Genomic DNA, 26,077 nt, shown 5'->3' on the forward strand with positions numbered 1-26,077 from the left:
TATGACCGGTTTCACCACCCAACCCATTCCCCGGCTGGTGGTTACCGCCGGGGAGCCTGCAGGCATCGGTCCCGACCTTTGCCTGATGCTGGCAACCCAGGGCCACGAGCTTTCCAAACCGGTGCAACTGGTGATCGCAGCTGATCCGGAGCTATTGGCACAACGGGCAATACAGCTGGGCCTTTCCGTTGACCTGCAACTCTTTAGCCCGGATATCAGAGAACCTTCCCGGGCAAACACCCTGGTGGTTGCCCCGGTCTCCATGGCCACCCCGGCAACAGCGGGTGCCGTTAACCCCGCTAACGGTCAATATGTTCTCGATACCCTGAAGTTAGCCCTGGATGGATGCGTGAACGGCCTTTTTGCTGGAATGGTGACCGGCCCTGTTCATAAAGAAGTAATCAATAACGCTGGTATTCCCTTTAGTGGCCACACTGAGTTTCTTGCTGAACAGACCCACACCGGGAAAGTTGTGATGATGCTGGCGACAGAGGGCTTAAGAGTCGCCCTGGCCACCACCCATTTGCCGCTTTCAAAAGTTTCTTCAGCGATTACCCATGACTCCCTGACCCAGGTTATTCACATTCTTCATCGGGAGTTACAGGACAAGTTTGCGATCCGAACGCCTCATATTCTTGTCTGTGGACTGAACCCCCATGCCGGCGAGGGTGGCCACCTGGGAATGGAAGAGATTGAAACCATTATTCCCGTTCTGCAGAATTGCAGGGCTCAGGGGATGAACCTGACCGGCCCCTTACCCGCTGACACCCTGTTTAACCCAAAACTGCTGCAACAGGCTGATGCCGTACTGGCCATGTACCATGACCAGGGATTACCGGTACTCAAATACAAGGGCTTTGGCCAGGCCGTCAATATTACCCTGGGGCTGCCAATTGTTCGAACCTCTGTTGACCATGGTACCGCCCTGGATCTTGCGGCCACCGGGAACATTGACTCAGGCAGTTTATACACCGCCATCGAAACGGCACTGGAGATGCTTTCCTTCCCTGATTGACATCCTCCCCATTGATTCTGAGAAATCAGTGTGGGGTCTATAGGATTAGTCCTTTAATAAAATAAGTTTCCTGTATCAATCAGTATGCAATATCCGCTACTTTTATATCTTCACTAAGCTGACTTTTTGATGACGAGGCTTTGCTTTTCCGGCTCTCTTCCAGAATCCAGCTTCTGAATACTTTCGCCTTGGGATGCAAGTACTGACGGGCAGGAGAAGTAAGATAGAATCCCTCAGAAGCCCTGACTCTTTGCCGCAATGGTGCCACCAGCTCACCACTGGTCAACATTCCTGCGACAAGGGATGTCCGGCCCAGCGCAAAACCCTGACCATACTTCGCCATTTCCAGTGCTGTAATCAGGGTATCAAACTGCAGGCCTGGAGAGTTTTCGCGGAATTCACAATCCAGCTGATTGAACCAGTACCCCCAGCCTTCTTCATAGCCAATAACATGCAACAGGGTATGTTCTGATAGCTGTTCGGGACACTCGGGCAGTGGCAGACCATTGGCCAGCTCTGGACTGCAAACGGGGAAGAGCTCGTCCTCAGTGAGACAATCAGCCTTCAGATCTGGCCAGTCACCCCGGCCATAACGTATTTCAAGGTCTGCTTCCCTGTCCTTGTCCTCTGCCCAGATATTACTGGTAAAACGTATGCCGATCTCAGGAAACTCTTCCCTGAAACGGCCCATTCTGGGAGTCAGCCAGGTCGTGAAGAATACCAGATTCACCCTGACAGTTAACAATCTGTCCCTGCCCTGACCAAACAGCTCTTCCGTCGCCACAACCAGCGAGCTGACTGCTTCATGAACAGCAGGAAGATAAGCCATGCCGGCTTCCGTCATTTCCAGCCCACGGGGAAGCCTCTTGAACAGGGCTACTCCAAGCTGAGACTCAAGACCTTTAACCTGTTGGCTGACCGCAGCCTGGGTAAGATTCAATTCATTGGCTGCATGGGTAAAGCTGAGCAGGCGGGCAGATGCCTCAAAGGAGCGCAGCCAGTTCAGAGGAGGTAGTCGCTTTTTCATTATAATAATCACTACATGGCTAGACCATGCAGTATTAACCCCAGACAACCGAAAGACTGTTCATTTTTTGTAACAAAACGACAATCAAACTGTTTCCGGGGCTATTACCTGGGCTCCGCTTACTTCATGGTGGGCATGGAAAACTGGACATTTTCCCGGACGCCCGCAGAGGGCCAGCGCTGAGTAATGGTCTTGCGACGTGTATAAAAACGAACCGCATCCGGACCATAAGCATGGAGATCACCAAACAGTGAGCGCTTCCAGCCACCAAAGCTATGATAAGCCACTGGCACTGGCAAAGGCACATTGATGCCAACCATTCCTACCCGGATGTGTGCGGAGAAATAGCGAGCGGCTTCCCCATCCCGGGTAAAGATGCAGGTACCATTACCGTATTCATGACGATCAATCAGGTCCATGGCTTCCTGCATACTGTTGACTCGGACAACCTGCAGAACGGGGCCAAAGATTTCGTTCTGATAGCTGGTCATTTCTGGCGTTACTCTGTCAATAAGGGTACCACCGACAAAGTAACCTTCCTGATAACCGGCGACCTCGGGCTGGCGACCATCAACCACGATCTCGGCTCCCTGCTCTTCGGCACTGTCAATAAAACCGACCACTTTTTCCTGGTGCTGTCGGGTAATGACCGGTCCAAAATCATTGGAGCTGTCGCTGTAAGCACCCACTTTCAGGGACTGCATGGCTTCTTTCAGCTTGCCTACCAACTGGTCGGCCGCTGCATCACCCACGGCAACGGCTACAGACAATGCCATACAACGCTCGCCGGAGGAACCAAAAGCTGCGCCCAGCAGCTGATTAACAGCATTATCCATCTCGGCATCAGGCATTACGATCGCGTGGTTCTTAGCACCACCCAATGCCTGGCATCTTTTGCCATTGGCTGTCGCTGTCGTGTAGATATACTCAGCGATGGGGGTAGATCCAACAAAGCTGATAGCCTCGACTCTTTTATCATGGAGTAGAGCATCCACAGCTTCCTTGTCACCATTGACAACATTCATGACACCTGCTGGCAGACCGGCTTCGTGCAGCAGTTGAGCCACGAACAGTGTTGAACTTGGCACCCGCTCGGAAGGCTTCAGAACAAAGGTATTGCCACAGACAATGGCCATCGGGTACATCCAGAGTGGCACCATGACCGGGAAGTTAAAGGGAGTGATCCCGGCAACAACCCCCAGAGACTGGAACTCGCTCCAGGAATCAATGCCTGGTCCGGCATTACTGCTGTGTTCTCCCTTTAACAGCTCTGGCGCACCGCAGGCATATTCAACGTTTTCAATACCACGCTGCAGCTCCCCCATGGCATCGTGGGAAATCTTGCCATGCTCCTGGCCAATCAATTCGCAGATACGCTCAGCATTCTGCTCAAGCAGCTCCTTGAATCGGAACATGATACGGGCACGCTTGATGGAAGGCGTGTTTCTCCACGCAGGGAAAGCTGCTTCTGCAGCAGCAACAGCTTCCTCTACTGTAGCTTTGGAAGCCAAAGCAACCTGCTTTTCAGCCTGACCGGTTGCCGGGTTATAAACCGCCTGATGACGTATATCATCATTGACTGCTCTACCATTGATCAGATGGCCAATTGTGTTCATGATTCACTCTATGGTTTTGTTAGAAATGTTTTTCTTAACTCTCTGACTGACTTGTGTTGAATTAGTCCCAGAGCTGCTGGTAAATGGCTTTAATTTCTTCTGCGTCAGGCACCCTGGGATTATTAGCAGGTGACCCGGATGCCAGAGCCTGCAATGCCATGGTGTCCAGCACTTCAAAAAATGCAACTTTATCAATGCCAAATTCCTGTGGACCCGGAACTGAAAGCTCATCATTCAGAGCTTTCAGTTCGGTCAGCAGCTTATGGTTTGCCACTTCATCACTGTCTCTCTGTTCGGCAACACCCATAGCCCGCGCACAGTCGGCATAACGATCAGGCGCAGCGGGAATTGAATACTCAGTAACAGCCGGCAACAGCATGGCATTAGACAAGCCATGGGGAACATGGAAAAAAGCTCCAATAGGTCTGCTCATACCATGGACCAGAGCTACCGAGGCATTGGAAAAGGCGACACCCGCGAGGGTTGAGCCCAGCATCATGGCTTCACGGGCTTTTTCATCCTTGCCATTGTGATAGGCGGTACGCAGATTCGGTGCAATCAGGCGCATGGCTTCCAGAGCCTGACTGTCACTGTACAAGCTGGCTTTTTTACTGACATATGCCTCCATAGCATGGGTCAGTGCATCAATACCTGTGTCTGCTGTCGTACGGGGAGGCACACTCAATGTCAGGTTATAGTCCACCAGAGCTGCTGACGGCATATAAGCAGCCCCGACACAGAGCATTTTTTCGTCACAGGATTCATCTGTGATAATGGTGACTCGAGTGGCCTCAGAACCCGTACCGGCCGTAGTGGGTATAGCAATCACCGGCAGTCCGGGCTGATCCATGATCCTTGGGAACTTATAATCCCGCATTTCACCACCAAGGCATGAGAGAACAGCTATTGCCTTTGCACTGTCGATAGGGCTGCCTCCACCGAGAGCAACAACACAGTCGTAGCTTCCCTGCCTGGCCATTTCAACACCCGCCTGAATGGAGCCGACGGTGGGTTCCGGAACGGTATCTGCAAAAACACTGGAATCAATGTCGTTTTTTGTCAGACAGTCCTGCAGTGCCTGGACATAACCTAGCTGAACCATCATGGCATCAGTAATAATGAGAGGCTTCGCACAGCTCAGACTAGTCAGAACATCAGGAAGAGCCAGGCTGGCCCCCGCCCCCACCTGCATGATGCGGGGCAAAATCACTCGCGTAGACATAACAAACCTCGTCTAATCTACTGAAATGGCTGTGTACCTCTTGCGCACAGCCAATATCTATCAGGAACGTCCATTTCTTGCCATGGACACCTTGTAAGCCTCTTCACCTGGTAAAGCCTCCTCGCGCAGGGCCTTGATAAGACCATAAGTGGCAAGAAACAGAATGATCGAGAATGGCAGTGCCGCGACAATAGAAGCTGTTTGCAGAGCCTTAAGACCACCGGCATACAACAAAACGGCTGCCGAGGCACCAATCACCAGTCCCCAAAACACTCTGTACCGGGCAGGCGGATTATCACTCCCCATGGACACCAGGGTACAGATCACCAGGGTCGCCGAGTCCCCGGAGGTAACAAAATAAGTCACCAGCAAAATGGTGCAGATGCCCGCCATCAGCGCGGACATCAACTCACTCTCAATCAGCAGCTGCACAGTGGTAAACAGAGCAGTAGTGATATCCTTGTTCACAGCCTCTGTAACACCGCCGTCACCGTAAAGTTCCAGATAGAAGGCACTGTTACCAAATATAGTGATCCAGAAAGCTGCCAGTGTCGTGGGTGCAACGAGAACACCAAGGACAAACTCACGAATGGTCCGGCCCTTGGAGATACGGGCAATGAACATGCTGACAAAAGGAGCCCAGGCAATCCACCAGCCCCAATAGAAGATAGTCCACCATCCCTGCCATTGAGCGCCTGGCTCTGGATCAACCCATAACCCCAGGGAAACGGCATTCAACAGATAGTCACCGGTATTGGTAAAGAATGCACCCAGCAGATAGGCAGTAGGCCCAAAGATGACGAACAGACCCAGAATGACTATGGTCAGATGCATATTGAAAACACTAAGGATACGAATTCCTTTGTTCAAACCGGTCAGTACCGAAAGCGTTGCCACAACCGAAATAACTGCGATCAGGATCACTTGATTGGTGGTCGACACTTCTATGCCCAATAGATAGCCCAGCCCGGCATTCATCTGTTGTGCACCCAGTCCCAGCGAAGTAGCTATGCCGAATACGGTTCCGAATACTGCCAGCAAGTCAGCTGCATGGCCGATAGGCCCATAAATCCTGTCACCGAAGATGGGGTAGAGGCTTGAGCGGATAGTGATGGGAAGCCCTTTGCGATAGGCAAAATAGGCTAGAATCAGACCAGTAACAGAAAACAACCCCCAACCATGCAAACCCCAGTGAAAAATCGAGATTCTCATGGCAACCTGGGCCGCTTCTGCCGTCATGGCCACGTCATCACTGATGAACGGATTGCTTTGAAAGTGGTAAATCGGTTCGGCAATACTCCAGAACAGGATTCCAATTCCGATGCCAGCACCAAACAACATGGAAAACCAGGCGAAATTACTGAACTCCGGTCTGTCATCATCACTGCCCAGACGAATATCACCGTAGCGGCTGAACACCAGCCAGACAGAAAAAAACAGGAAAAACGACATTATCCCTATGTAATACCAGCCCAGATCCGTAGCAATAAAGTTTTTTGCCGCCGTATAAATGCCATCGGCGTATTCAGGATCGGCAACGGTAAAAACAATAAATGCCAGAACCAGTAAAGCGGAACCAACGGCCATCACTGGGTTGGCTCCCGCAAGCAAGCCAGCATACGGCGTCGTATTATTATTTTTATTATTCATTTTTAACCCTTCTTTTTGAGGTATTGATCCTCAGGGACATCATCAAATGCAATCTGCATATCAGAGCACGCCATCATTATCAGTGGCTGGAAAAAAAATGAGAAACAATAAAATAGACACCTGAGACCAAATTATTTTTATAACAAGCCTTTTCCAGCAATAAAAAAAATCAGGTCTCAGGGGTATTTTTTTTTGCTGGTCGATCGGGCAATCCATTCATAACATTTTCCTTGCATAAACGCGTGCAATGAACGCACCGTATTTTAATAAAGCGCTGCCTCTTTATTAGCAGGATTACCAGATGCACAATAAGAATAAATTGCCATTGAATGGTGTCAGGGTTGTTGATTTTGGCCAGCAGATTGCCGGTCCGGCTGTTGCCATGGCGCTGGCCGATCTGGGCGCAACCGTTGTCCATATTGATCCACCCGAAGGTCCTCAATGGGACCATCCCGCCAATGCCGTTCTAAATAGAAACAAACTCTGCCTGAAGCTTGATCTTAAAACTGAGTCTGGCTTGCTCCAGGCACTGTCATTGATTGAAAAAGCCGATATCGTCATCGAGAGCTTCAGACCCGACGTAATGAAACGTCTGGGCATCGATTTTCAGCAATTGAGAGAATCACGCCCCGACCTTATCTCATTGTCGATTCCCGGCTTTGCCAGTAATGACCAGTTGAGAAGGGAGTGGAAAGCCACTGAAGCGGTTGTTGCTGCTACTGCTGGTGCCTTCACGGACATGGGATTCAACCGAATTTTGATGGGTTTGAACCCAAGTTTTTCCCCTCTGCCTCTGGCCTCTTCCTACGCCACATCCCTGGCAGCCAGCTCAGTGGTTCTGGCGCTCACCGCACGTGAGAAAACCGGTAGAGGTGATCACATTGAAGTCCCTATTGTTGCCGCAATGATGGAGGGCCTCTCCTATAATTCTTACGTTGTCGAAGGATTGCCAGAGCGCTACAAAACCATGCGTGAACATGAGATCGAGCATCGCAAGAGCAACAACATTCCCATGGCTCTCAGCTATGATGCGCTTCAGGAGTACCTGGACCCCTTCTACCGAACCTATGAATGCGCCGATGGCCGTATGTTCTACTGCGTATGCCCATCCCACCGTAATCATGCCCGCCGCTGCCTGGAGGCTCTGGGTATTTATGACGAGCTGCTGGCTGAGGGACTGCCAGACGTTAAAGATCTGCACCAGCCCATTAAGGAGTGGGATGGTGAAACGTCCATAGGCGTCTATCCATTACCGAAGAAATGGGCTGACATCATTGCAGCCAAAATGAAGAAAGTATTCCTGACCAAAACCTCACAAGAATGGGGAGAGATTTTCGGTGAAGGACAGATTCCAGGCGCTCCTCACAGAACAACCCGGGAGTGGGTGAATGATGAGCACACCAACCAGTCTGGCCTGATCGTTGAGGTTAATGACCCCGTTTATGGTCTGATGAAACAACCTGGCCCCATTGCCTGGCTGGAAGAGTTTGCCGGACAAATGATTACTCCCGCTCCGCGCAAGAATGTCAGCTATGAAGAGGCCCTCTTTGCGCTGAATACAGTCACGGACGAAGATGACCAGAACCGGTTTGCCGCTCGCCGCCAGCAGAAAGCCCCCGCGCACTGGCTGGACGGACTGCGAATTCTTGATCTGACCAATGTTATTGCCGGCCCACACTCTACCGCCTTTATGGCACGCTTTGGTGCCGAAGTGATTAAGCTGGATCCGGTCACCCCTCTTTATGATCCTCTGATTGGTACCCTGTTTACCTTCCAGACCGGCGTTGGTAAACGCAGCGCGCTGGTCAACATCCTGTCTGAAGAAGGACGAGAGGTATTCAACAGATTGGTCAAGTCAGTGGATATAGTGGTTATCAATGCGCCTGAACGCCAGATGAAGCCTCTGGGTCTGGACCACGAATCACTGCAAGCCATTAACCCGGGCGTTCTCTTCTGCCGCCTGGATTGCCTGGGCGGTCCTTTGCCCGGTCCAAAAACCAATTACATTGGTTATGACGACATCATTCAGGCCAACAGTGGCATCATGAGTCGCTTTGGTGGCTCACAGACACCGGAAGAACACGCCCACCTCGGCACACTGGACGTCAACTGCGGTTTCTCCGGCGGACTGGCTATGGCGGTTGCTCTCTACCACCGCCAGAAAACAGGTCAGCCTACCCGGGCAAGAACGTCATTGTCTGCGGTAACCAATCTGGCACAGATTCCCTTTGCCTTTGACTACCAGGGAAGAGTTCCGTTTAATGAGCCTTCAGGTCGACAGGCTCTGGGTTATAACGCGCTGTCTCACTTCTATGAAACACAGGAGGGATGGATTTATCTGGACAGCAATGACTCCGAGCTGGGCAGACTGGGTCAGGTAGAAGGTCTCGGAGGTATAGTGACTGCTGACAATCTCTCAGACTACCTGACAGAAGCCTTTAAAAGGGCTCCAGCCGTTTACTGGAAGTCCGCGTTGGATAAGGTAAATGTAGCTTCGGCCATTCCACAGGCTATTGAACATCTCAGAGAGCAATACAGCCGTGTTGCCGATGGTAAAGCAGGTACCGGCCTGGGCAGCTTTGCCTTCTCGATCTATCCTGAGCATCCCAGCGGCCACCAGATCACACAGATCGACCATTATTCCATTCGACCCACAGAGTCAACTATCGTAGCCGCCACGCCTACTGAAAGGTTTGGTCATTCAACCAGGGAAGTGTTAGCTGAAATGGGTTATGACAGTGAGTCTATTCAATCAATGATTGAGCGTGGAATTGCAGGTACTGGCTGGGGCAAGGAGTTCCTTCCCAGCTGATAATCAGGTGGCAGCCATAACCTGCCACCTTCTTCCATAAGGGTACTACATTTGGTGATAGCGCTTCGGCAAGTAAAGGTTCTGTATAATGCGAGTTCCCTGAGGATTACTTGATGATCTGAAGTGAGCATGGCAACCATCTCGAATTTCGCCGTTGGGGATGAGGCATTCTTCGGGGAACTACTGGCTGCCGGTGAATCTATTGTCGGAAAGTCTCGCGAAAACAGCAGTCGGGCGTTATTATTGCCAGTTTGACCGATATCCATGCAATCTATTTTTCATGGCTGATGGTCATCGACTGTTTCTCCCCAGATGAGCAATACTCCTCATGCCCCAGACAGACGTTCCTTACCATAAGGCCCGCAAACGTTTCGGCCAGAACTTTCTTCACGATCATGGCGTTATCGGTGAGATCGTTGCGTCGATCAACCCGAAACATGGCGAGCATCTGGTTGAGATTGGTCCCGGCCAGGGAGCCCTGACCGCCGACGTGCTTGAGCGTGCCGGTGGACTGGACGTGGTAGAGCTGGACAGGGACCTGATTCCTACTCTGCTCCTGCGCTTTGGCCTGAACCCGAACTTTCATATTCACGAAGCCGATGCTCTGAAGTTCGATTTTGCCAGCCTGACAACCGATGACCGGCCACTGCGCATCATCGGTAACCTGCCCTATAACATTTCAACCCCGTTAATCTTTCACCTGTTAAGCTTTGCAAGCATGATTCAGGATATGCACTTCATGCTGCAAAAAGAAGTGGTTCAGCGCCTGGCTGCCGCACCGGGGGAAAAACACTATGGCCGCCTGGGTATCATGGCGCAGTATTACTGCAAGGTCGATTACCTGTTTACGGTAGGGCCCGGAGCATTCAAGCCTGCGCCCAAAGTCGACTCAGCCATCGTGCGAATGACTCCGTATCATGAGCTACCTCATCCCTGTAAAGACATTCTGAAACTGGAACAGGTTGTTCGGGATGCTTTCAGCCAGCGGCGTAAAACCATCCGTAATACACTCAAGCAGCATCTCAAGGCAGAAGAGCTTGAAACACTGGCCATGGATCCTGCCGCCCGGCCAGAAGTACTGAGCCTTGCCGATTTTGTTCGAATAGCCGACTACTTGACTGATAGACAACATTAACAGCCCGGGAACAGCCAATGACCACCTACGCAGTCGGGGACATCCAGGGTTGTTATGACCCTCTGCGACAACTGTTGGATAAACTCAAGTTTGACCCTGACCACGATGTCCTCTGGGTTGCTGGTGATATGGTCAATCGCGGCCCAGAATCTCTGGCAACACTGCGCTACCTGAAAAGTCTTGGCAATAGCTGTATCGCCGTTCTCGGGAATCACGATCTGCACCTTCTGGCCGTGGCCTGTGGCATTCGCAAGCAGAAAAGCAAAGACACCCTGACTGAAGTGCTGGAAGCCCCTGATGCTGATGAGTTGCTCCAGTGGCTACGCTTTCGCCCAATGCTGCACCATGACGACCAGAGAAAGATCACCATGGTGCATGCCGGTATTCCTCCTGTCTGGACTATTGACCAGGCTATCGAACAAGCCCGGGAACTGGAGCAGGCTCTACGCTCTGAAGACCATGTCAAATGGCTTAAAAAGATCTTCAAAAACACCAAACCTCAGCCATGGGATGATGAGCTTAAGCTGAAGAAAAGGCTACGGCTTACCGCAGCCTACTTTACCCAGATGCGTTTCTGCAATGACCATGGCGTGCTGGACCTGGAAAGCAAAGGGTCTGTCCCGAAAAACGGTTATGCGCCCTGGTTCAGCTTTTCCGGGAGCCCCTGCTTTCGAGAGCAGATCATTTTTGGTCACTGGGCAGCGCTGGAAGGGGTCAGTGGTCATGATAATATCCACGCCCTGGACACTGGCTGCGTCTGGGGTAAAAGCCTGACTGCGATCAATGTGGACGGTTTCCAGCGAACCGAAGTTTTCAATTAAAAACACACGACAGATCAGGCTCTGTTGACCAAGGGTAACAGGTCCGTTGGCTCCTGCAGCCTACTTCCACAAGGTGGACCGGGGATCTAATCAAACCGGCTCACCGCAGCCTGAAGGCGGCTATAAAAGCCAGACTGCACATCCCGCTGAACGTGCAGTGAAACCTCAGCAGGCCCTAATGACCCACTGTATTTGACCGAAACAAACAGTAATCAGCTCTCAATTTCAGAGGATTATCTGTTTTTATGAACGCCCTGATATAAACTGGGCGAAAGTAAACTTATAATCTGCTCATCAAGAAGAACAGCTATGGATCGCGCATACAATGGCCGCAAAACCAACCAAAACAGCCACCTTTGTCTGGCAGGGCAAAGATAAAGCCGGCAAAAAGATCAAAGGGGAAATGCAAAGTGCCAGTGCTGCGCTGGTCAAGGCTGAGCTTAGAAAACAGGGCATCCTGGCGACCAAAGTCTCTAAAAAAAGCCTCTCCCTGAGCCTTGGCGGTGGGGGCAAAGTCAAGCCCATGGACATAGCCCTGTTCACCCGCCAGATGGCAACCATGATGAAGGCAGGGGTACCACTGCTTCAGGCCTTTGACATTACCTCTGGCGGTATCGAGAAAGAGGCCATGAGAAATCTGGTTGGCAAGATCAAGAATGAAGTAGCCTCTGGCAGTACTTTTGCCGACTCCCTCAGACAACACCCGGATTATTTTGACGACCTGTACTGCAATCTCGTTGCCTCTGGTGAACAGTCCGGAGCACTTGAGACATTGCTGGATCGAATCGCTACCTACAAAGAAAAAACCGAAGCCCTCAAGGCAAAAATCAAGAAAGCGATGAACTATCCAATTGCCGTAGTGCTTATTGCTATGATCGTTACCGTCATCCTTCTGGTGAAGGTAGTCCCTCAATTTGAAGAGGTTTTTCAGGGCTTCGGTGCTGAGCTACCCGCCTTTACCCAGGTTGTCATCAACATATCAGAGGTTGTCCAGGAATATTGGCATATCGTCCTCGGCGCTTTGGTCGCTGGCGGCTTCCTGATATCACGGACACTGAAGTCATCCAAGGCAGCCAGAGACGGTCTGGATCGCCTGATGCTGAAGCTGCCGATTATTGGTGAAATTCTGGATAAATCCGCCGTTGCCCGTTTTGGCCGAACCCTGTCAACCACCTTTGCCGCCGGGGTTCCCCTGGTCGATGCGCTCGACTCGGTCGCCGGTGCTGCTGGCAATGTCGTTTATGCCAATGCGGCAAGAAAAATTAAAGAAGATGTATCCACCGGTCAGCAGCTACAGTTTGCCATGAAAAGCACCGGAATATTCCCGCCTATGGCGATACAAATGGTCTCTATCGGTGAGGAGTCAGGCTCTCTGGATGAGATGCTTGATAAAGTCGCCACCTTCTATGAAGAAGAAGTGGATAATATGGTTGATGGCATGACCAGCCTTATGGAACCCATCATCATGTCGGTGCTGGGTGTACTGGTCGGTGGCTTGATTGTGGCAATGTATCTGCCAATCTTCCAGTTGGGGTCTGTTGTTTAACGAACCTCCTGTAGAAATGTATTAAAAGTGTCGACACAGGTGCAAAACGTCGACACCGCATTTAAATTGTCGACAAACCTTAGATCTAAACTATATTTCTCACTGTCCAATCAAGCCTGTGGTTGACAGTGAGGTAGTGATGCAAACTAAGAGAAGTAAGGTTACAGAGAAAGACGTTGAGAGGTGGACAAACAAGTGGTTGAAACTTCAGAAGAGGGAGTCTGTAAACCTTGGCTTGAAGTAAGAGAAGTACCCTCCAAAGGAAGGTCCAGAAAGGTCAAAGGCATTAAAATGGCTCACACTCACCACTTTTTATCTGATCTTGAGTACCATACCTACCTCCTGCTGGAATTTGAACCTGCTGTAATTAGAATCTACGATCAGTTCCCTTTATTGCCTCGAGAGGATTCAATCATAATTGCCAATGAAATGGGCATAATAAATCCTGTCTACCGTGATTCGCTCCTTACAGCTTTTGGCTGATATTAGAGATTTTTGGTCAAATCTACTCAAGATACCTGATTTTCAAAACCTTCACCTGAATGGACGAACACATAATTTCGTTCGCGATGTTTGAGAGGGACATCGAAAAGAACGTAAGCGCCAATAAAACCATCGTCATAGCCAGCCCAAACTTTACGACTTATCCTTTAGATGCTTTCACTGCCCAAGGCAGAAGCTGCTCCAGTTTCTCAACCGTGTCGGCATAAGGCAGTTCTTTCAAAATGTGACTCAGGTATTCGAACGGTTCCAGTCCATTGGCCTTCGCCTTTCAATCAGGCTGTAGTAGGTTGCACTCGCTTTGGCACCTTTCGGGGTATCAGCAAAGAGCCAGTTACGCCTACCCACAGTGAAGGGGCGGATAGCGTTCTCAGCTGCCGCGTTGCTAATGTTGAGGTGTCCGTCTTCACAGTAAACCACCAGTTTTGACCACTGGTTCAGGGCATAGCTCATGGCCTTATGGGTAAGACTATCCGGTATCAGCCGGGTGACGTTTTTCTGTAGCCACTGAACCCTTCAAACAGGCGCAGGGGAACCTCCTTGCTTCGGGAAGGATCATATTCAAACAACACGGCGGTTTGTCCCGGTGGCCCACCCAGTGTGACCCACATGTATTTGTCCGATGTTATTGCCTTGCTGGGTTCTTTAAGCACCTGTATCCGGGTTTCGTCAGCATTAATCACTCGTCCTGTTCGCTGATGGTCGTACATCAGGTTGATCAGTCCCTGAAGTTGCCGGGACAGACGCATCAACCAGTTAGCCATAGTCGTGCGGGTGACCGAACCACCGTAGCGGGCGAGGATTTTTTCCTGCCGGTACAGAGGCAGGGCATCACAGAACTTGGCAACAATGATGTAGGCCAGCATGCAGGTTGTCACTGCTGACTTGGGAATAGGATGCCTGGGCAACTCAGCGGCTTTGATGATTCGTCTTTCTGGTTGATTGTCGTCTTGCGACTCCAAAAATACCGCCTTCTCCTGAAGGATCTCTTTTACTCTCACCTTGGCAGGGATGATATCCAGCTCTTCCCGGACTTTGCTGAAGAAGGTGTCGATAGCCCCTTCTTTCTCTTCAGGACTCAGTTCTATTTTTTCCTGGAAGCGAGGCAGGGAAGGCGACAGTGGTCTACGGCCTTGAGACTTTTTATGTTTCTTTTCTGTCTCCGAAGCCTCATTCTGGACCTCTTCACCACAATCAACCAACTCTGCTTCATCAAAGATTTCCCCCTGCAGGCTGCTCTTTTCAGAGCTACGACCATAAAGGCGGGCTCGCTCAAGTCGTAAATACTCTTCCAACAGGGCGATACGCTTTTTTTGCTCAGCGATGACACAGGATTTTTTCTCAATGACATCCGCCTGCTGATCAATGACCTTTATCAAGGCTTCAAGATCAGTAGTATTTTCCCAGAATAAGCATTTGATTTTATTTCGCTGCCGGTTTGTGAAAACATACAGCTCGCTGCTGAAAGGGTTATGGCCAAGCTCCTGCTCAATCAGAACGGCCAGCCCCTTGGAAGATTTCCGGAAATCGACCGGGTCTCAATGCAGGTAGACTCTGGGAAGGGTCACTGGAGGACGCATAACCGGCAGACTCATTGGAGCAGCCCTATGAGTTGTTGTGCTAACTTCAGATTGGTCTGGTCAAAGCCTGTGACCGTTAACCCACTGGGCAGTGTGACGCTGAGCGATGAAAGAGCGGTGCCTGCGACTTCAGCCTGGGAGACAGGAATGACTTGTACAAAGGCAGAAGGCTTATCCTCTTTATGTGTTGTGGTGGTAACGGGCAAAGAAGCTTCATCCAGTTTTTTTCTCCAGTACCAAAACTGGTTTGGTCTGAGGTTGTGCTGCTTACACCAGGTGCTCTGGCTTAATCCGGAATCACGCAAGGATTGAACGCGTTGTTGCCACTTCTCTCTGAGGGAGTGTGTAGACATGCTTGCCTCCTTGTAGACTGGAGGCTTATGATTTCGTAGTGGAGATTAAAGTGGTAGGGCGTGGGTTTTGAATGCACTTACGCCATATCAGTTGTGATGTCATCACGACTGTTTGGTGTCGGCAAAGGGTGATATCCTCCTCAAAAGTCCAGAATTGTTAATGGCTACACCTGACTTAAGTTTGTAATTCCCAAGCCGAGACAACATGCCGAGTAGTACCAACATCAAGTCACAACCCAAGGATTTCATTGAATCCTTCCTGGAAAGGCTCTTTCTGAACGAGAAGGTCACCGCCCTGGTCATCTTTTTGGCTGTCATAATGGCGTTTACTAATGATGCCCTAAGCCATCATAGTATTTATACTTTCAACTGGGTTTTAACTCTCTACTTCCTAATTGAAGCATTCGTGAAAATTAACGCTTATTCATGGCGTGGTTACATCCATTCGAGAAAAAACCGGTTTGACTTCTCAATCCTCACAGGAAGTTTATTCCTACTGCTTTTTCCGGCTTTGCAAACGTCTGGCGTGGCCTTTCTTCGGATATTCCGGATTCTTGCTCTACTACGAATACTGCGTCTGCTGCCAAATACAGAGCATATCCTTCGCGGGTTAGCAAGAGCCATAGTTGCGTCCAAAGCTATCCTGATCCTACTGGCTATCATGCTGGTTTTTTTCTCAATGCTTGGATATGCACTATTTTCAAACTATCTGCCTGAGTTCTTTGGCAACCCCCTAACCGCGATGAATACAATCTTCCAAATATTCACCATTGAGAACTGGGGCGCTGCGCCAGAAGCAGCCAAATCATTGGGGAGCGATAGTCTTTATTATGCGATTAACATGTTTGTCATCAGCGTTCTGATTCTAGGTGGATTTGTTGCTCTCTCTCTTGCCAATGCTGTTTTTGTAGATGAAATGGTCAGCGACAATAATAACGACATCAAAAAAGAGTTAATGGAACTTAGAGCTGAAAACAGGGAAATAAAGAGACTTCTGCATCAAATTGTAAGTAATAACAATAAAAAATCTCGGTGAGTCGCAAGCCTAATACATGTTTTTGTCAGCTGACTTTCATTACTTGCCATAGTTATTATTAATCCTGCTCAGTGCTAAATCCGGGCAGGATGCGCTTGTTGTGCATTATTGTCCATGGGACTAACTGCTAACAACTTACAGACTATCAAGTTCTCGACTTAGGTCACCCCTGCCTGGAACGCTGCGGTGTTTGTCAACATAGTTGTTGCCTTAACTCACGCAGCCTGACTTAGCTGCCCGACAGCAGATCGGTCAGTATTCAGCCAGACTTCATCAGTCAGGTTCCAGTTCCGGGTTGCTCTTTTGCCCCATCTCTCAGGATGACGCAGCTTAGCCAACTGATATACCTTTTTCCGGTTATCCATCAGCTCTTTGGTTTCCCCTCGATGCCTTTGAGCCTGCGTAAGGAATTTGATTCCGCTGTGCCTGTGCTCTTCGTTATACCACTGGGCAAAGCCATGCACTCAGTTGCGAGCCGCCTCAAGCTCAGCAAACGATTTGCATGGATAACCTGGCCTATACTTCAGAGTTCTGAAAATGGCTTCAGCAAACGGATTGTCATCACTAACCCTTGGACTCCTGAATGAGCTGACCACGCCCAGCCTCTGCAGTGTGGACAACATAGTGCCACCTTTCATAGCGCTGCCATTGTCTGAATGTAAGACCAATGTCCTCTCCAAAGCTGCTATTCCGTGGCGAATACAGGCTTTGGTAATCATCTGCGAGGCATGTTCAGCAGACTCATTCTCATGGATTTCCCAAGCCACTATCATACGGCTGTATATGTCTATCACCAGATAGAGATAGTAAAACTGGCCACGCACAGGAGAGCGCAAGAAAGGTAATGTCCCACGACCAGACCTGATTTGGCCCGGTAGCACAATACGACGTTGGCTTTCTGTGACTGGGCTTGGCTGCGCGCCCACGGTGGTGTTGTTGACCGTAACTGTTCGCTGAAACCTTATTGACCCTTGATTACCAAGGGCTACAAGCACCTGTACTTAAGTTCAATATGGCTGCAGCCCCTGGTAATCGCGAACATTGGATGGGATCACCAAACAGTTACTGTTGACCTTTCTCGTGCAATACCCGGTAAAACGTCCTTTCAGATCCGATATATTGGTTCTCATCGGCTAATACCGGGACGATCTGACTGGGGTGCCAGGCTTTTAAAGCGATCACTATTACAGGTATCAATAATCGCCTGTCGCTCCTCCACCGACAGTTTGTTAGCGGGAGCAGGCCGGTTGGCATTTTTGCAGTTATCTGCCTGAACAGCATCCTCCCGGGTCCAACGTTGTACGGTTCTTTCTGAAAGGCCAAGAGCCTCGCAAGCTTTCGACTGGCGTGCACCAGCTTTCACGGCCTGTGTGATCAGGTTGAATGCAATTTGGCGATCCGGGAGAGGGGTTAATCGTCCTCTGGTTCCCCCCAGATCTCTCGGGCCTTTTTTGTGAGTACCAGCAAGGCAGCAGTTTCTGCTAATGCCTTGTTCTTGCGCTTGAGTTCGGGTTCGAGTTTCCTCATGGTTTGCTTGTCTTTTTTCTGCTCAACCGTCAAGGCCTTACGTTGTTCTGATGGTCTGACAGATTTGGGCGACACACCGCTAATAAAGGCTCGTTTCCACTGTTCAATTTGTTCAGCAAAAAGGCCTTTTCTTACAACAATATTCAGCCATTTCTGCTTCATTTAAGGCCGCTGTTTCAATGATTACGGCTAATTGGTTTTCAGGTGTCCACTGATCTGGATTTTTTCCATCGCCTGGCACAGGTATTCCTTGAGATAAAGCTTTCTTTCACCAAGTGTAAAGAGTCACATCAGAGATACCAGTATCACGTACCAACTGAGAAACAGGCACATTATTTGGTGGCATCATCTTCTGAATGATGGACTCTTTGAGCTCTTCTGAATAGCGGGCCATTGATCACTCATTGGCCGCCCCCTGTTTAGGTTTCTAAATTCAGGAGAGGCGACAACTATGCTGACACAGGGGGGCTGGTGTATTACCATGCATTACATTTTTATTGGCATACATTGCCGCACAAAAAGTACACGATATGGAACAGATATTTTTTCAACTCCCCGCTGCCACCCTGTCTTTTTGCTTTCTTAATTTGTGCATTTGTATCTATCTCATTGTACAAAGCAGAGGCCTAAGGGCTCAGCAACTACTACAAAAAGATGAGATTAGTTCACATATATCCTCGTCTATAAGCAGTCTGGCTCTACAAACCACTGAAGCAAATGCATCTCTTAAGAATGCTATTTCTTGTAGTGGGAATGTTGTGGTCGATACCCTCACCCAATTGAATCATGACGCTGACAACCGATTACAGACCATACGGCAATTAATAGAGTCGAAGGGCGAGAAGGTAGAGCGGCAAGTTCAAGCCTTTGAAGAAGCAGTTACATCTCTTGTTTTCAAAGCCCATGAAGATCAGACCCAATTACATAAAAAGCTTGTGAATAGCCTTACTGGTGACATAAGGAACCAATTCACTTCAGTGCATGACGTCATATCCAAGACTGAAGCAAATATTCTGGACTTGGTAAACAAAGCAAATCACTCACAATTGCAGCAATTAGGTATTGTGCAGAAAGCACTTGGTAATGCCCTTGATGTGACCAGTACCAAGATTGGCGAATATCACGCCCAGCTTATTGGTAAGTTTAGGCTTTTGAATGATGCTCAGACTACCAATACTGCGTCCCTGCAGGCAACTTTTAACAAACACTATATCTCACTTGCCCAAACCGTAAACCAGGCTCAAAAACAGCTTACTGAAAAACTGGAGGCTCTGGATGAGAAACAGGCGTGTAATACTGACTCCCTCCAGAGTACCCTTACCGAGCATCGTAATTGTCTCGACAGTATTGTGACTCTGGTACAGGAGAGGATTACAGATCAGCTTGGTAAGCTGGCTGAAAAACAATCCCTTGATGCTGACTCCCTGAAAACAGCTCTGGCCGAATACCATGAATCCATTGATAACACCGTTAACCAGTCACAAACGCAACTGGCCGAACAGCTGGGTCACCTTGCCGATGAAAATCGTAGCCATACGGAATCTTTACAAGAATTCCTTTCCGAACAACAGGCTGCCCTTCATAATGAAGTAAAAGATGTAAGAGTTCGAATTTCAGCGCAACTGGATCAACAGGGCAAAGCTCAAATCAACAAGGCAGAGAGCTTGCATAGCGCTCTGACTGAACACCACACTTCCCTTGATAACGCTGTAAGTCATGCACATACACAACTTGCTGCACATTTAAACAGCTTGGGTAAAGATCAAGCCAGCAGCACTGAATACTTGCAGGATGTATTCGTTGAGAATCAGATTACCCTCAACAATACCGTAACTCAGGCTCATGCCAAAATTACAGATCACTTGGATCATCTGGGTGAGCAGCAGACTGGAGCTACATCATCCCTTCAGACAGTCCTGACTCAATCTCAGAAAACCCTAGAGAACACTGTCAAACTTGCACAAACGCAAATTGAAGAACATCTGGATTCCATGTCCAGTCATCAGGCGGAGAACAATAGCATCTTGTTTGGACAGATTGGCGGGCTGATCCAGAACCTGAAGATAGATAATGCCGTCGAATTAACCAACTCCCTTGCCAACGGGAAAGAATTGACAATTGAAAACGATGATTTTGTTAAGCATCTTGGTGAGTGTAAGGTGTCCAAAATTGAGGACAAGTCTTCCGGTCAGACTACAGAAATCATCTACGAGGACAATAAAAAGGTAGCTTCCCAAACCTTTGCTGACGGAGCCCTGAAGTACAGGATGACATTTGATGACCGTGGCAGAATGGTTAAGGGCGAAGAGTTTGATGATCACGAAAATCTGATTTTCGAGTACCAATACAACAGTGCGGGTGAAGTCGTCAACCGCGTTGAGTTTTGATTTTTACCAAGATACAGAGTCTGTAATAGACAGTTAACAAGGATTTTCGGATGTTTTTGAATATTTTATCCAAAGAAGAGCGCAAGCATTTCCTCAACCTGGCTTTCCACCTCATGCAACTGGATGGGGAGAGCAAACAGGAAGAGCTGTCTATCTATGACGCTTTTGTCCATGAATGTGAACTCACTGGATATCAACCCCTGACCAGTGAAAAGCATATTACCCAATCCATTACCAGGCTTGCAGCTAAAGAGCCTTCTGCAAGAAGGGCTGTCCTTATTGAGCTTTTCGGGATTATGTTCGCCGACCACGAAGCTTGTGACGCCGAGCGTGATTTTATGAACCGGGTAGTTGAAAACTTTGATATGGAAAGCTTTGAAGTTAGTAAAATAGAGCGCTGGGTGTTGGCAATGAACGATATGGTCTCTGAAGGCTATAGAATGGTAGGGGCGTAAGCATGTTTGGGAGAATGTGGAGTAGCATCAAGAGTGCTGCATCAACGGTTGTTAATACTGTAAAAAGTGCTTGCACCAAGGTAAAAGAAACTGCTTCCAAAGTGTGGAATGCGGTTACTGGTAAAGACAAATTCGAAGAAGCTGAACGGCTGCACCAGCAGACAGTTCAACGCTTTGAGGATAAACAACGTCAATACGAAGATGCGGTCGCCCTAAAAAGCCAGGAAATTGAGCGGCAAATCATGGCGATCAATGGTTACAAAAAAGCCATATATAATGAGCAATTCCCACGTTTTATGCGCCTTGGAAATCGTTTGCATAATGTCAGGGTTGCTGGCACTGCTTTTGAAGAGTACTTCGATAACCAGATTCTGGAAATTTCCACACAAACCGGGGTTCGGACAAAGCAGGATCTGTTCAAAATCGACTTCAATAACCTTTCTTTCAAAGAAGTGGCCCTCTCTGTACTGACTTTGGGTTTTTTCTCCCGTAAGAAGGCTAAAGAATCCCTCCAGCAGGTTAAGGATGAAGCGAAACGTATTGACGAAGAAATTGCCAAAATGGATGCCCATTTGGTAAAAATTGACCAAATAATCAGCTCAATCAATAATGTTGCAGAATATTTCGATGGCTTGATTATCAGTTACGCCAGACTGTTGGACCGCTTCGAATACGGTATCAATACGCAGCGCATTGCCCAGCTGAGTGCCTCTCCGGAACTGTTCAGTAGCAAGTTAGATTTTCGCCTGCTACCTGTTACTCACATTGAAGAGTTTCAAGCGCTCTTTAACCTCTCCATTGTTTTGAAGCAGATGTCCAGAATGGGATATCTCTCTCAGACTGGTGAGGTTATTGAACAGGAAACAAGGTCCGCTCAAAAGCTCTACCAAATGACCCAGACCCTCAAGGCTGCTTAAGGAAGGCACGAACTGATTATGTCGAATTATCAACAACCGCAGTTCGATGTTTCAGCCATGACTCGTGCGCTTGCAGAGGCATCCCCTCTGCAGGCAAGCCGGGTGCTGATAGACATGGAACTCTTTGAACAGCGGGACTCATTGACTGTTCTCAATGATATCTATGAAGAGTTTGAGTCAGGCCAGAACATGGTGAATGAACTGGTTCAACCAATTGCTTTTAATCTACTGGATGGAATTATCAGCCACAGGTCTCTCAAACTGGACAGAACAGGACTTTCCGCAAGCCGACTCTGGGAAGAGATACAAACATTCGATTATGACCATCACAGCCGTTCTGTTGCAGAAACTCCGGTCAGTCAGAAGCAGCAGCTAGAGGCTATGCGCACACCAAGAGATTATGATGAAAAAGTACGCAAAACCATGACCAAGCGTACAAACCTGGAGGCGAACAAGGATCGGCACTTCAAGGGAAACAAACAAGCATACAGTTCAATTGAGTTCAACGAAGACGGTAGCCGTATAACTGTTTATCGCAAACAGGCTGTGGCGGAAAATAAAGGCCACAAGAGGAAAGCCGCAGACACCGATCATGTGGTACCAGTAAAACAGATCAACGATAGATATGCTAAAAATGCATTTCTGACAAATCTGGATCTGCAAGCCATTACCGATGGTGACTATAACCTGATTGAGATATCCAATAGTTTTAACCGTGCTAAAGGTGCCAAAAGTTTTGCGGAAATGCGTGCGACCAAGGATGCACTGCAGAAAAAAGCAGACAGTGGCGAACGCTTAAGTCCCAGCGAAAAAAAGCAGCTGAAAAATCTATCTCGCCATAGCAACAAAACCTATGATGCTGCCAAGGAGAAAGAAAAACAAGCAGTGTCAGAAATGCTGACAAATGCACAGCAAAAAGCCATAGAAAATGCAAAGAACGCAAAACTCAATATTTCTTTCAAAGCAGGCAAACAAGTGGGAGAGCAGACAGCTTATCAAGCCATTGGCCACGCAATACTACTCTTCATTAAACCATTACTGTTTGAGATGAATGATGCTATCCGTAACGGGTTTGGTAAAGGCGTAAACAAATCGGATGCTATAGAAGGTTTAAAGTTCCGATTCACTCGCATTATGGCCTATGTAAGACGGGAAATCCTTCCGACATTAGCGCAGTCCTTGAAAGACTTCATAAAGAATTTTTTCAAAGTGTTAGTTCAGGGTGTTCTGGACTTAGTGACAGGGATGTTTCGTAGTGTCATGCGCATTATCTCAGAGGGTTTTTCGGCCTTGGTTGGGGCCTTTAAAATTCTTACCCGTCCCACATCAGAGATGAGTCGAGCCCAGAAAGCTGATGCAATCGTCAAGCTCTTTGCCGCAACAGCGGCCACTTTCGCCGTATTTACTCTGGAAAACACCTTGTTGAAAGGTCCGCTTTCCGCTATGCCTGGGTTTGTCAAGGACATTACTATGACAACCCTGAGTGGAATAGCCTCAACAATAGTTGTTTATCTTCTGAACAAGGCTGACCTTTTTTCAATAAAAGCCGAGTTACGTTCCAAAAGAGTGGAAGAGATATTCAGCCATCGTATTGAACAAATAAAACTCAATACAGATGCCTTTAACGCTGAGAGTATCCAAAAGCTGGCAGAAGACCGATTACGCTTAAAAGCCATTAATGAGCGGATCAATGCGGCTATCAAAGATGATGCCGATGTGAACCCATCTGTTTATGCCTTGGCCGACCACTTCAGGATCAAGCTGGATATACGGGATACCAATGAATTCCTGAACCTACTAAAGAGCTCGGACACATTAGTGATCTGAACAATTGGTGGCGGTACTTTTGCAGACTGGCCGACTCTACAAAGTACCGCTTGCTTGGTTGTCTCTTTATACCAGTTCAGCTCTATGATTACTCCACATCATACTGAAAAAAGAAGCCGGATTGGCATGAGAGGAAATGCTCTGTGAAATTGTTGCCTATGCGGCAGTGCCATAACTAAAAGAGGAGGATTGGGTATTCCGGAAACATTCGGCCACCCATTCCGGTAACATCCGGCCACCCATTCCGGTAACATCCGGCCACCCTTTTCCAGCCAGCGACGCAGTCTTTTTCAATAACCGTTACCCTCGTTCTTGAGACCCTTTCAAGGATGACGGGATTGCATCATGAAGAGACTGTCCATGCGTAAAATTCGTGAAGTTTTCAGGTTCAAATTTGAGCAGTAAACGCCAATTTAACCAGCGTAATAGCCAACCCCGCCGGATCGGCTTATTCTTGAGATGCCTTCACTGCCCAGGGTAGAAGCTGCTCCAGTTTCTCAACCGTTTCGGCATAAGGCAGTTCTTTTAAAATGTGGTTCAGGTATTCAAAAGGCTCCAGCCCATTGGCTTTTGCACTTTCGATCAGGCTGTAAAAGATGGCACTGGCCCTTGCACCGTTTGGTGTATCGGCAAAGAGCCAGTTTTTGCGGCCAATAGTAAAGGGGCGGATTGCATTTTCCGCCGCTGCATTGCTTATATTAAGGTCGCCATCTTCACAGTACACGACCAGTTTCGGCCACTGGTTCAGCGCATAACTCATGGCTTTATGAGTCAGGCTGTCAGGTACCAGCCTGGTAATGTTTTTCTGCAACCACTGGTGAAGATCATCCAGCAGAGGCTTGCTCTCCTGTTGACGGCGAGCCAGTTTTTCCGCTGCAGGTGCCCCCCTGACACCTTCTTCGATGGCGTACAGCTTGCGGATTTTGGCCAGCGTGGGTATTCCGGAAGCATTCGGCCACTGATTCCGGAAACATTCGGCCACCCATTCCGGAAACATCCGGCCACTGATTCCGGAAACATCCGGCCACCCTTTTCCAGCCAGCGACGCAGTCTTTTTCAATAACCGTTACCCTCGTTCTTGAGACCCTTTCAAGGATGACGGGATTGCATCATGAAGAGACTGCCCATGCGCAAAATTCGTGAAGTTTTCAGGCTCAAATTTGAGCACAACCTCAGTGAGCGAAAGATCGCCCAAAGCTGCAATATCTCCCGCTCAACCGTTAAAGATTATCTGGCCCGGCTTTCGGTTTCTGAACTGACCTGGCCACTGCCTGACTCCATTGATGAGCATACGCTGGAGCAGCAATTGTTCCCCGTCAAACCATCATCAGGCAGGAACAAGCAGGCTCAGCCTGACTGGAGTCAAATTCACCAGGAACTGCGACATCCCGGTGTGACCCTGATGCTGCTCTGGCAGAAGTATAAAGCCTGTCACCCGGATGGTTATCAGTACAGCTGGTTCAGTGATCAATATCGAGCATGGAAGAACCAGGTGGACGTGGTCATGCGGCAAAACCATATAGCCGGAGACAAGCTCTTTATTGACTACGCAGGTCAAACGATGCCTGTCGTTGACCAGTACACTGGTGAAGTACGACAAACACAGATTTTTGTCGCCACACTGGGAGCTTCCAACTACACCTATGCTGAAGCCACCTGGAGCCAATCGCTTCCGGACTGGGTCGGCTCTCATGTACGTGCCTTTGACTATTTTGGAGGCACTCCCTGCATACTGGTCCCTGATAATTTGAAATCAGGCGTAAAACAGCCCCATCGGTATGAACCGGTGATCAACCCCACCTATCAGGATCTGGCTGAGCATTATCAGGTAGCCGTTGTTCCCGCCCAGGTCAGGAAACCTCAGGATAAGGCCAAGGTTGAATCTGCCGTACAGGTGGTCGAACGCTGGATACTGGCCAGCCTGCGTAACCAGACATTCTTTACCCTGTCGGCACTGAACAAAGCGATTCGCAGCCTGCTGGATGAGCTGAATAACAAACCGTTCCAGAAAATACAAGGTAGTCGTCGTTCACTGTTTGAGGAGCTGGACAAACCGGCACTCAAGCCTTTACCTGCAGAGCGTTATCAATACGCTGAGTGGAAAGAGGCTCGGGTACACATTGACTACCATGTGTCAGTAGACGGCCATTACTACTCCGTGCCTTACCAACTGGCCAAAAAGCAACTCTCTGTTCGCTTCACCCAGAATACGGTTGAGTGCTTTTACCAGGGTAAACGGGTCGCCAGTCATCAACGGTTGTACCAGAAAGGCCGGTATAGTACTCAGCCTGAACACATGCCGGAAAAGCACAGACAACATGCCGAGTGGACACCCGAGAGACTCCAGAACTGGGCTGCCCAAACAGGGCCTGAAACAGAAGCCGTGATACGACGAATCCTCTCAGACCGTCGCTATCCGCAACAAGGCTATCGCAGCTGCCTTGGCATCATGAGGCTGGGAAAAAGTTATGGTGATGCCCGCCTTGAAAACGCCTGTCGTCGTGCACTGTATACTGATGCCTGCTCTTATCGCAGTCTCGAATCCATCCTGAAGCACAACCTGGATCAACAACCGCTGCCGCAACTGGAACCGGAACCTGCATTACCGGATCATCACGAGAATCTTCGTGGCTCTGACTACTTCAACTAA

Annotated in this window: 22 protein-coding genes and 2 pseudogenes; 12 read left to right on the top strand and 12 right to left on the bottom strand. The window is 48.9% G+C overall.

The window, feature by feature from the left end; genetic code table 11:
• The first annotated feature begins 1 nt into the window (after position 1).
• Positions 2–1,015, top strand: a complete 1,014-nt coding sequence (gene pdxA, locus ACO6UX_RS08755) for a 4-hydroxythreonine-4-phosphate dehydrogenase PdxA (protein WP_422447919.1) — start codon at positions 2–4, stop codon at positions 1,013–1,015.
• Between the two features lie 79 nt (positions 1,016–1,094).
• On the opposite strand, the gene gcvA is transcribed toward pdxA, so the two are convergent.
• From gcvA to ACO6UX_RS08775, 4 genes are all read right to left on the bottom strand, one after another.
• Positions 1,095–2,042 (bottom strand): transcriptional regulator GcvA, encoded by a 948-nt coding sequence (gene gcvA, locus ACO6UX_RS08760; RefSeq protein ID WP_422446775.1) that lies wholly within the window; start codon positions 2,040–2,042, stop codon positions 1,095–1,097.
• A 119-nt stretch (positions 2,043–2,161) separates the two neighbouring features.
• A complete protein-coding gene (locus tag ACO6UX_RS08765; protein ID WP_422446777.1) occupies positions 2,162–3,658 on the bottom strand; it encodes a CoA-acylating methylmalonate-semialdehyde dehydrogenase in 1,497 nt (498 codons plus the stop codon).
• Positions 3,659–3,719: 61 nt separating this feature from the next.
• On the bottom strand, positions 3,720–4,880 hold the full coding sequence (locus ACO6UX_RS08770) for an iron-containing alcohol dehydrogenase (protein ID WP_422446779.1): 1,161 nt from the start codon (positions 4,878–4,880) through the stop codon (positions 3,720–3,722).
• Positions 4,881–4,940: 60 nt separating this feature from the next.
• Positions 4,941–6,530: a BCCT family transporter gene (locus ACO6UX_RS08775; RefSeq protein ID WP_422446781.1), complete on the bottom strand. Its 1,590-nt coding sequence runs from the start codon at positions 6,528–6,530 to the stop codon at positions 4,941–4,943.
• Between the two features lie 301 nt (positions 6,531–6,831).
• On the opposite strand from ACO6UX_RS08775, the gene ACO6UX_RS08780 reads away from it, so the two are divergent.
• From ACO6UX_RS08780 to ACO6UX_RS08800, 5 genes are all read left to right on the top strand, one after another.
• Positions 6,832–9,342, top strand: coding sequence for a CoA transferase (locus ACO6UX_RS08780; RefSeq protein ID WP_422446783.1), 2,511 nt, complete (start codon positions 6,832–6,834; stop codon positions 9,340–9,342).
• A 328-nt stretch (positions 9,343–9,670) separates the two neighbouring features.
• Entirely contained in the window at positions 9,671–10,477 is an 807-nt protein-coding gene (gene rsmA / locus ACO6UX_RS08785; protein WP_422446785.1) for a 16S rRNA (adenine(1518)-N(6)/adenine(1519)-N(6))-dimethyltransferase RsmA, read from the top strand.
• 17 nt (positions 10,478–10,494) lie between these two features.
• Positions 10,495–11,298 carry a symmetrical bis(5'-nucleosyl)-tetraphosphatase gene (locus tag ACO6UX_RS08790; protein ID WP_422446787.1) on the top strand — a complete coding sequence of 268 codons (804 nt, stop codon included), beginning with the start codon at positions 10,495–10,497 and terminating at the stop codon, positions 11,296–11,298.
• A 325-nt stretch (positions 11,299–11,623) separates the two neighbouring features.
• On the top strand, positions 11,624–12,844 hold the full coding sequence (locus ACO6UX_RS08795) for a type II secretion system F family protein (protein ID WP_269673042.1): 1,221 nt from the start codon (positions 11,624–11,626) through the stop codon (positions 12,842–12,844).
• 183 nt (positions 12,845–13,027) lie between these two features.
• Entirely contained in the window at positions 13,028–13,327 is a 300-nt protein-coding gene (locus ACO6UX_RS08800; RefSeq protein ID WP_422446789.1) for a hypothetical protein, read from the top strand.
• 160 nt (positions 13,328–13,487) lie between these two features.
• Here the strand turns inward: ACO6UX_RS08800 and ACO6UX_RS08805 are convergent.
• The 3 genes and pseudogenes from ACO6UX_RS08805 to tnpA all read right to left on the bottom strand — a co-directional run bounded on the left by ACO6UX_RS08805 (position 13,488) and on the right by tnpA (position 15,278).
• Positions 13,488–14,766 (bottom strand): annotated as a pseudogene (locus ACO6UX_RS08805) (IS66 family transposase).
• 33 nt (positions 14,767–14,799) lie between these two features.
• Positions 14,800–14,850: pseudogene (locus ACO6UX_RS08810) on the bottom strand (hypothetical protein); the annotation flags it as partial.
• 86 nt (positions 14,851–14,936) lie between these two features.
• The gene (gene tnpA / locus ACO6UX_RS08815) at positions 14,937–15,278 is read right to left on the bottom strand and encodes an IS66 family insertion sequence element accessory protein TnpA (RefSeq protein ID WP_422446791.1); all 342 of its coding nucleotides are present in this window, start codon (positions 15,276–15,278) and stop codon (positions 14,937–14,939) included.
• 205 nt (positions 15,279–15,483) lie between these two features.
• On the opposite strand from tnpA, the gene ACO6UX_RS08820 reads away from it, so the two are divergent.
• Positions 15,484–16,314, top strand: a complete 831-nt coding sequence (locus ACO6UX_RS08820) for an ion transporter (protein ID WP_422446793.1) — start codon at positions 15,484–15,486, stop codon at positions 16,312–16,314.
• 464 nt (positions 16,315–16,778) lie between these two features.
• On the opposite strand, the gene ACO6UX_RS08825 is transcribed toward ACO6UX_RS08820, so the two are convergent.
• The 4 genes from ACO6UX_RS08825 to ACO6UX_RS08840 form a co-directional block, all read right to left on the bottom strand.
• Complete coding sequence (locus ACO6UX_RS08825; RefSeq protein WP_422446795.1) at positions 16,779–17,195, bottom strand: transposase; 417 nt, start codon at positions 17,193–17,195, stop codon at positions 16,779–16,781.
• A 245-nt stretch (positions 17,196–17,440) separates the two neighbouring features.
• A complete protein-coding gene (locus ACO6UX_RS08830) occupies positions 17,441–17,677 on the bottom strand; it encodes a hypothetical protein (RefSeq protein ID WP_422446797.1) in 237 nt (78 codons plus the stop codon).
• A 47-nt stretch (positions 17,678–17,724) separates the two neighbouring features.
• A complete protein-coding gene (locus ACO6UX_RS08835; protein WP_422446799.1) occupies positions 17,725–18,003 on the bottom strand; it encodes a hypothetical protein in 279 nt (92 codons plus the stop codon).
• A gap of 106 nt (positions 18,004–18,109) precedes the next feature.
• Positions 18,110–18,235 (bottom strand): transposase, encoded by a 126-nt coding sequence (locus ACO6UX_RS08840; RefSeq protein ID WP_422446801.1) that lies wholly within the window; start codon positions 18,233–18,235, stop codon positions 18,110–18,112.
• Between the two features lie 103 nt (positions 18,236–18,338).
• Between ACO6UX_RS08840 and ACO6UX_RS08845 the strand changes: the two genes are divergently transcribed.
• Genes ACO6UX_RS08845 through ACO6UX_RS08860 form a run of 4 tightly spaced genes read left to right on the top strand, consistent with a single transcriptional unit; the run spans position 18,339 to position 23,427 of the window.
• Positions 18,339–20,228, top strand: a complete 1,890-nt coding sequence (locus tag ACO6UX_RS08845) for a hypothetical protein (RefSeq protein WP_422446803.1) — start codon at positions 18,339–18,341, stop codon at positions 20,226–20,228.
• Positions 20,229–20,278: 50 nt separating this feature from the next.
• The gene (locus tag ACO6UX_RS08850) at positions 20,279–20,683 is read left to right on the top strand and encodes a TerB family tellurite resistance protein (protein WP_422446805.1); all 405 of its coding nucleotides are present in this window, start codon (positions 20,279–20,281) and stop codon (positions 20,681–20,683) included.
• A 14-nt stretch (positions 20,684–20,697) separates the two neighbouring features.
• A complete protein-coding gene (locus ACO6UX_RS08855) occupies positions 20,698–21,600 on the top strand; it encodes a hypothetical protein (RefSeq protein WP_422446807.1) in 903 nt (300 codons plus the stop codon).
• An 18-nt stretch (positions 21,601–21,618) separates the two neighbouring features.
• Positions 21,619–23,427, top strand: coding sequence for a hypothetical protein (locus tag ACO6UX_RS08860; RefSeq protein WP_422446809.1), 1,809 nt, complete (start codon positions 21,619–21,621; stop codon positions 23,425–23,427).
• Positions 23,428–23,875: 448 nt separating this feature from the next.
• On the opposite strand, the gene ACO6UX_RS08865 is transcribed toward ACO6UX_RS08860, so the two are convergent.
• Positions 23,876–24,487, bottom strand: coding sequence for an IS66 family transposase (locus ACO6UX_RS08865; protein WP_422446811.1), 612 nt, complete (start codon positions 24,485–24,487; stop codon positions 23,876–23,878).
• A gap of 51 nt (positions 24,488–24,538) precedes the next feature.
• Here ACO6UX_RS08865 and istA point away from each other — a divergent pair, with 51 nt between their 5' ends.
• Positions 24,539–26,077: an IS21 family transposase gene (istA, locus tag ACO6UX_RS08870; RefSeq protein ID WP_422446813.1), complete on the top strand. Its 1,539-nt coding sequence runs from the start codon at positions 24,539–24,541 to the stop codon at positions 26,075–26,077.

Source organism: Endozoicomonas sp. ALB091 (assembly GCF_049310265.1).
Lineage (GTDB): Bacteria > Pseudomonadota > Gammaproteobacteria > Pseudomonadales > Endozoicomonadaceae > Endozoicomonas.

Excerpts from the sequence above, each read along its gene's own strand:
- pdxA (WP_422447919.1), top strand. The coding sequence starts at position 2 with ATGACCGGTTTCACCACCCAACCCATTCCCCGGCTGGTGGTTACCGCC.
- gcvA (WP_422446775.1), bottom strand. The coding sequence starts at position 2,042 with ATGAAAAAGCGACTACCTCCTCTGAACTGGCTGCGCTCCTTTGAGGCA.
- ACO6UX_RS08765 (WP_422446777.1), bottom strand. The coding sequence starts at position 3,658 with ATGAACACAATTGGCCATCTGATCAATGGTAGAGCAGTCAATGATGAT.
- ACO6UX_RS08770 (WP_422446779.1), bottom strand. The coding sequence starts at position 4,880 with ATGTCTACGCGAGTGATTTTGCCCCGCATCATGCAGGTGGGGGCGGGG.
- ACO6UX_RS08775 (WP_422446781.1), bottom strand. The coding sequence starts at position 6,530 with ATGAATAATAAAAATAATAATACGACGCCGTATGCTGGCTTGCTTGCG.
- ACO6UX_RS08780 (WP_422446783.1), top strand. The coding sequence starts at position 6,832 with ATGCACAATAAGAATAAATTGCCATTGAATGGTGTCAGGGTTGTTGAT.
- rsmA (WP_422446785.1), top strand. The coding sequence starts at position 9,671 with ATGCCCCAGACAGACGTTCCTTACCATAAGGCCCGCAAACGTTTCGGC.
- ACO6UX_RS08790 (WP_422446787.1), top strand. The coding sequence starts at position 10,495 with ATGACCACCTACGCAGTCGGGGACATCCAGGGTTGTTATGACCCTCTG.
- ACO6UX_RS08795 (WP_269673042.1), top strand. The coding sequence starts at position 11,624 with ATGGCCGCAAAACCAACCAAAACAGCCACCTTTGTCTGGCAGGGCAAA.
- tnpA (WP_422446791.1), bottom strand. The coding sequence starts at position 15,278 with ATGTCTACACACTCCCTCAGAGAGAAGTGGCAACAACGCGTTCAATCC.
- ACO6UX_RS08820 (WP_422446793.1), top strand. The coding sequence starts at position 15,484 with ATGCCGAGTAGTACCAACATCAAGTCACAACCCAAGGATTTCATTGAA.
- ACO6UX_RS08835 (WP_422446799.1), bottom strand. The coding sequence starts at position 18,003 with ATGAAGCAGAAATGGCTGAATATTGTTGTAAGAAAAGGCCTTTTTGCT.
- ACO6UX_RS08840 (WP_422446801.1), bottom strand. The coding sequence starts at position 18,235 with ATGGCCCGCTATTCAGAAGAGCTCAAAGAGTCCATCATTCAGAAGATG.
- ACO6UX_RS08850 (WP_422446805.1), top strand. The coding sequence starts at position 20,279 with ATGTTTTTGAATATTTTATCCAAAGAAGAGCGCAAGCATTTCCTCAAC.
- ACO6UX_RS08855 (WP_422446807.1), top strand. The coding sequence starts at position 20,698 with ATGTGGAGTAGCATCAAGAGTGCTGCATCAACGGTTGTTAATACTGTA.
- ACO6UX_RS08860 (WP_422446809.1), top strand. The coding sequence starts at position 21,619 with ATGTCGAATTATCAACAACCGCAGTTCGATGTTTCAGCCATGACTCGT.
- istA (WP_422446813.1), top strand. The coding sequence starts at position 24,539 with ATGAAGAGACTGCCCATGCGCAAAATTCGTGAAGTTTTCAGGCTCAAA.